The 6,103-nt window shown below is 65.3% G+C and carries 5 protein-coding genes and 2 pseudogenes; 3 read left to right on the forward strand and 4 right to left on the reverse strand.

The window, feature by feature from the left end; all coding sequences use genetic code 11:
* Positions 1–108, reverse strand: a pseudogene (locus FLM69_RS10970) (transcriptional regulator); the annotation flags it as partial.
* An 81-nt stretch (positions 109–189) separates the two neighbouring features.
* Here FLM69_RS10970 and FLM69_RS11405 point away from each other — a divergent pair.
* Positions 190–363, forward strand: a complete 174-nt coding sequence (locus tag FLM69_RS11405; RefSeq protein WP_153236551.1) for a hypothetical protein — start codon at positions 190–192, stop codon at positions 361–363.
* A gap of 251 nt (positions 364–614) precedes the next feature.
* Complete coding sequence (locus tag FLM69_RS10975; RefSeq protein ID WP_141844235.1) at positions 615–1,184, forward strand: recombinase family protein; 570 nt, start codon at positions 615–617, stop codon at positions 1,182–1,184.
* A gap of 82 nt (positions 1,185–1,266) precedes the next feature.
* On the opposite strand, the gene FLM69_RS11740 is transcribed toward FLM69_RS10975, so the two are convergent.
* The 3 genes from FLM69_RS11740 to FLM69_RS10990 are packed head-to-tail and all read right to left on the reverse strand — an operon-like array spanning position 1,267 to position 5,333.
* Positions 1,267–1,620, reverse strand: a complete 354-nt coding sequence (locus FLM69_RS11740) for a 4-fold beta flower protein (RefSeq protein WP_370510507.1) — start codon at positions 1,618–1,620, stop codon at positions 1,267–1,269.
* 53 nt (positions 1,621–1,673) lie between these two features.
* On the reverse strand, positions 1,674–4,508 hold the full coding sequence (locus FLM69_RS10985) for a DNA methyltransferase (RefSeq protein ID WP_255502840.1): 2,835 nt from the start codon (positions 4,506–4,508) through the stop codon (positions 1,674–1,676).
* Positions 4,509–4,550: 42 nt separating this feature from the next.
* Positions 4,551–5,333, reverse strand: a complete 783-nt coding sequence (locus FLM69_RS10990) for an abortive infection family protein (RefSeq protein ID WP_073116909.1) — start codon at positions 5,331–5,333, stop codon at positions 4,551–4,553.
* A 59-nt stretch (positions 5,334–5,392) separates the two neighbouring features.
* On the opposite strand from FLM69_RS10990, the pseudogene FLM69_RS11745 reads away from it, so the two are divergent.
* Positions 5,393–5,489 (forward strand): annotated as a pseudogene (locus FLM69_RS11745) (IS5/IS1182 family transposase); the annotation flags it as partial.
* Positions 5,490–6,103 lie beyond the last annotated feature (614 nt).

Consider the following 6,103-nt stretch of genomic DNA (forward strand, 5'->3'; position numbering starts at 1 on the left):
GTAAGCGGGATGGTCGAGCAGGGTCAAGATGATCCGGGATCGAGTGGGGTCGGCCAGTGCACGACCCAGGCGGTTCATCACGTCGAGACGCGAAGCAATAGTCAGCATGGACTGAACTATACAGCGCGAACTGAACACTCGGTCACAGGCGTCAGCGATTCTGACGCTGTACGTGACCTGCTGACGCGCGTGAACATGCTTGAGGAGCAGGTGGAGGACGGCGACGGCAGGATCCCGGCCAGCCTGATCCAGCGCTTCCGAAACAAGGCCGTTGAGACCCTCGCGGACGAGTCTGCACAGCGCATCATCCCGGTCCTCAGCACGATCTACGTCCTGCTCGGGCTGCCGCCGCTCACTGCCTAACCACATATCCACCAGTGCCCGCCGCATGGCGCCACCGTGCTCCCCAGCGCGCCAGGACGACTCCCCTCCTGGTCAGCGCGCTTGGCCACCGATCCCGATGTCTCGCGCAGGGTGGCTCCGCTGCCCGCGCTCGTCCTATTGGCCGTCGAGCCGGGTATACCCCTTTACACACCCCGCCCGCCCACGAGACCATCACGTCAGAGACGGTCCCAAACCGGGCCGTTAGACAGAAGTGTCGGAGGGTCTAAGACGTGGTTGGACAGGCCGTGGGGTACGTGCGGGTGAGCTCGGCGGAGCAGAACCTGGATCGTCAGCTCGAGGCGGTGGGGGAGTGCGACCGGGTCTTCGAGGACAAGATCTCCGGCAGCTCGAGGGCCAAGCGCGCCGGGTTGGCCGAGCTGATGCGGTACGTCCGCGAGGGGGACCTGGTGAAGGTCGCCTCGATGGATCGGCTGGGACGGGACACTCGGGACCTGTACGCGATCGTGGACGAGCTCACCGACAAGGGGTGTGCGGTGCAGTTCGTGTCCGAGCGCATCACGGTGGACAAGTCCGGGACCTCTCCCGTGGACGGGCTGATGTTGGGCATCCTGGCGGCGTTCGCTGAGTTCGAGCGCCGGCGGATCAAGGAGCGCCAGGCCGAGGGCATCGCCCTGGCCAAGGCGAGAGGCAAGTACGTGCAGGCCTCGAAGCTCTCGGGCACGGACGTGGAGCAAGCGCGGGTGATGATCAACATGGGCATCCCGAAGGCGGAGGTGGCGCGCACGTTCGGGGTGAGCCGGCAGACGCTGTACACATCTCTTGCTCGCATGGGGCTATAAATAGGCGCTAGTTTTTAATGCTACTGGCGCGAGCGGCCTGTTGGTGAGGTGCACGGAGGCCCTGGGCCGGCTTACCGTGATTCTACTGAGCGATGAACTCGGGCCACGTCATACGTGACCAGTTCAGCGAATTTATAGGGGGGATTGGGGGGATTGCGAAAATGGGCCGGATGGGAACGATTTCAGTCAAGGGCGGGATAGGCGGGATAGCGGCCACAGGCTTCAGGGGGCCTTCATGAGACTTCCGCGTCCAAGCGACTACATCGCCATGATGATCCCGTACATTACCCTCCACAAGCCTGCCGAAGTGGCGGCCCTGGCGGCCAAAGACCTGTGTCTGGTCGATGTAGGCAACCACACGGCCAGCGAGGTCGAAGAGAGTGTCATCTTTCATCCAGGCGCACGTATATCCGTTGCGATCAAACAGAGCTTCCATATGTCAATGCTACAGGAGCATTGAAAATTGTCTTCAGGCTGAGCTCCTCATCCTCACCCGGTTAGCTCCGCATACCGAGTGAAGAGCAACTCCTGACGTTCTAGCTCGGTACGGCACCGGCGGGGTGCTCCCATGATCTTGTCCATCACGGTGTCCAACCCGTCGTGGGCTCTCACCAGGACCGGGTCCATGCTCAGAGGTGCGTAGTGCTGGGCCAGGGATCGCTCGGGGTGGAGAGCCCGGGCTTCGAGGACTTTCTGGCCGGCCTTGGCTAGAGAGGCTCGGTCCTTGTCGGTCAGAGCAGGCAGGGGGAAGCCGTTCCAGGTGATCGTGCTGGAGAACGAGATGCGGGACTCCAGTCGTCCTCCGACGGTCTTCATCCAGGTGATGAACATCGAGGAGGAGGCCACGGCGAAGACGATGCCGTCGGGGTCCACGGCACCGTAGACCTTGTTGGAGATGATGACGTCGGGCTCGAAGTGGGCCACGGGCAGGTAGGCGCGCCCCTCACTGCTGACTTCTGGGATCCCGACGAAGGGCACATCGGAGACGAGGCCGCGCTGGCGGAACAGGTGGGGGAAGCGCGCCCAGTCCCGGGTGGAGGCGGCCTTGGACTTGGCCCGTTCGGCGGCGACACCCTCGAGACGGCGCTTGAGCTCGGGGGAGCGGGAGGGCGCATCCGGGTCCATATCGGTCAGCCAGAGGCACCAGCGTTGCTGGCCGCGGATCAACTCGACCGCGCCGACGTAAGGGCGCACGTAGGGGGCCATCACGGGATCGGCCATCACGGCCTGGTACTGCTCTGCGGTGACGATGAGGTTGCCGTCATCCGTGGGCTTGGAACCATAGACGACCTCCGGCATGTCGGGGGCGAGCGGGGTGCTGCGCTTCTGCACCAGCACGTCGGGTCCGTCCACCAGGTAGGCGTTGATCGTCTTCACCCCGGGCACCTCGCGGGCCTCGCCTCGTGCGTGCTCGTATTTGAACAGGCGTGCCTTGGCGTCCCGGTCGCGGGTGAAGCCGATGATCACGCAGTGCACTGCGGCCTTGCCGGGGGCCTGGGAGTCCCACGCGAAGGTGCGGTGGGCGAACTTGATCCGCCAGCCGGCGGCGAAGATCGGGGCGAACAAGCGGGCCGGCTGGTCCCCCTGAACGATCGAGTTCGTGGTCACGAACGCCCACTCCCCATCCCGCTCAGCCAGCAGGCGCAGGGTGAGCGCGTGCCAGGAGGTCACGAAGTCCAGGCGGGAGAGCTGCTTGCCTTCACCCCAGGCCGCCTGCATCAGCGCCAGCTGGGCAGCCGTGCGGGTGTGGTCACCTAGGAACGGGGGGTTGCCGAACACGAACGTGCGCCCGGCCGGGGCGGGGAGGGCCTGAGACCAGTCGAGGGTGAGCGCGTCGTGCTGGTAGATCGTGGCGGTGATCTTGATCGGCAGACGCACCGGGGCCTGGCCGAGCGCGGCGGCCAGCTGCCGGTTGGCCTGGTGGTCCACTAGGAACATGGCGGTCTCGGCGATCTTGGCCGGCCACCAGTTGATCTCGATCCCGTAGAACCGGTCGATGTGGATCCGCTGGTCCAAGCTCACGTCCAGGGACAGGTCCTGGGACCCGGTGCGGCGGCGCTGGTCGGCCAGCAGGTCCCTCTCGATCTCGCGCAGCTTGGCGTAGGCCAGGTTCAAGAAGTTGCCGGCTCCGCAGGCCGGGTCGACGTAGATGTTGGCGGCCATCTCCTCGATCAGCCCGATCACCTCACGCCGGGTGGTGGTCTTGTTCTGGATGAGCCGGTCCGCGCGGGCGCGGTACTCGTCCAGGAAGAGCGGGCCGATGGTCTTGAGGATGTTCTCCTCGGAGGTGTAGTGCTCTCCGTCCCCGCGGCGGGCCTGCTTGGACTTGACCAGTTGGAACATGGAGCCGAATACGGCCGGGGAGATCTGGGTCCACCGGAACCGGCAGGCGGCCACGAGCGCGTCCCGGAAGTCGTTGGTGAGGAAGCCGGCCGTGGAGGTGCCGTCGAAGATGCCGCCGTTGACGTAGGGGAAGCGGGCCAGAGAGTCCGGCACGCCGCGGCGCCGGTTCTCTGGGGTGTTGAGCACGCGGAAGAGCGCGTCGAGCTGGGGGCCGAGGTTGTCGGCGGTGGTGTCCCACTCCACCCAACGCTGGAACAGGTCGGCCTCCCACAGGCCGGCGTCGTCTCCGTAGAGCAGGAACAGCAGCCGGGTGAGCAGGATCGAGGCCTGCTGGGTGGCGAACTCCTCCTCTTCGGCGTCCTCGGGGGCCTCCTCGCCTACGGGTACGTCCACCTCGTCCCCGACGAGGGCAGTGAACATGGAGGCCATCAGCTGCGCGGCCGCGATGGAGGCCTCTTGTTCCTCGGTCTTGGTCACGGTGTCCTGGCCGGCTAGGAACATCAGCTGGTCCACGTGGTCCGCAGCGTCTTCTACGCCGAACTCGGCCACCCAGCCGGCGTCTCCGAGACGTTCGACGCGGATGCGGGCGAAGTCCGTGACGAGCACGTACTTGGGCCACTCGTGCTGACCGATGGACCCGCCGGCGAGGTAGTCCAACGCCTGGGCGTGGGCGACGTCGAGGTTAGCGCCCAGGGACTTGGCCTCGCCCAGGGCGACACCGGACCAGAAGAAGTCGATGTAGCCGGCCCCACCGGTGGAGGCGCGCGCGGCCCCGCGCTCGAACAGGTCGATGCGTTCGGGGATCACCCCGAAAGCGCGTAGCAGGTCGGACCAGAACTGCTGGGCGAAGGACTTCTCCGTGTGGGTCTGTCCATCGGCGCGCCAGCGGTCGATGCGCTGACCCCAGGCATGTCCGAAGTCGTCCAGGGCTGTGCGGATGACGCCGCGATCTGCAAGTTGCTCCACAGGCACAACGTACACGGGGCCCTGCCGTTCTAAACCTAAGAATCGGGGCCGAGAGGGTCAGCTGGAAACGGGCGGTTTCTCTACGTGGGTGTCGATGAGGAAGCCGGCGATGGCGAACCCCGCGTTGACCGCGAGCTTGGCATGGCGAGGTGCTGGCCCCACAGAGCGCTTGCCTCGACCGTGGGCGTCGCTGAGGGCATTCCTCATCGCGGCCAGTCCTCCAACAAGCGTTGCCGCCCCGCTGAGGATCTGCTTGATGATCTGTTCGCTGTGCTGATCCGGTGCCACCTGCATCGCACTTGAGGTGGCCTTGTAGAGCCGAGCGAGATCCCACCCGTCTTCGTACTTCACTCCGCGTTCATCGCAGATGTGCTTGCACACGCTCTCGATGGTGGTGCGGGTCGCGGTGATAGCTCCGTCTGGGTCGTCCTGGACTTTGGTCAGCGCGGCCTGCCAGGACCTGTTGACGGCCTCCCAGTCCTCGAGCTTCTGCAGGGACTCCTGTGCTGCCTGCGCGCCGGGGGTGCCGGCGGAGAGGAGCATGGCCCGTAGCCGGGTGAGCTCCCCTTCAGGGGGGCGGCCGTTTTTGAACTCGCCGTCGTAGGAACACAACTCCAGTAGCACGGCGCGTTGTTGAGGCAGCGGAAGAGAATGCAACCCGGTCTGGAAGATCTGCCATCGGGAGGGGCTCCCGTTCCACCGATAGGGGCCCAGCACGTCGGTGTAACGAGCGAAGAAGTCATGGAGCTGGGGGCCGCTGAAGCCTGTCTCCTTGGCGAAGAGCGAGGTGGCTAGAGAATCGATCCGGAACGGCAAAAGCGTTGGAGAGGTAGAGGCCATATACGCTCCTAGGGCGTGTCTGACAAACAGTCTAGGGGCCCACTGGCACCTTGGAAGGCATGTCCCGTTTCCAGATGCTCTCCGATGCCCAGTGGGAGCTGATCGCCCCGATGCTGCCTACTCACACGGGCCGGCCCGGCAGGCCCTTCTCGGATGCGCGGATGATGATCGAGGCCATCATCTACCGGTACCGGTGCGGGATCGCCTAGCGCGATCTGCCCAAGGTCTTCTGGCCGCGGCAGAGAAGTGTGGACCTGGTATCGACGCATGGCCGAAGAAGGCACCTGGGATCGGGTGCTTCAGATGCTGATCGCCGCAGCGGACGCGGGCGGTGCTCGCGTAATCCAAACGATTGTCAGACACGCCCTAGTGGCTGTGCTCACCCTCCTGGCCACCATCGTGCTCAGCTGGGTCGGTCTGGGAAGTTAGGCAGCCGCCGACGCCTGAAACGCCGGTAGCGTCGGCCGCGCGGGACACGAGGTACCCCTAACGACCAGCAACTGGGCTCATGTTGGGGACCTTGGCGGCATCCTAAGGCGCCCCCCCTGAAGAGGGTCGCCTTGTGCACCACCACGACGCTGACCGTGACGCGGTACTGACCTGACAGGTCCCATCGGTGCCCGCGTCCTTAACTGCACTTGGTTAGGGCGTGTTGCTAAAGGGTTCGGGGACGTGGATGCGCGAGTCTGGGGTCATGTCGCGTGATGTCATCTCGGACGAGGTCTGGGCCGTGATCGGCCCGCTGTTCCCCACGCCGAAGTCCACCGGTC

Origin of the sequence: Micrococcus sp. R8502A1, assembly GCF_006704135.1 — a bacterium.
GTDB lineage: Bacteria > Actinomycetota > Actinomycetes > Actinomycetales > Micrococcaceae > Micrococcus > Micrococcus luteus.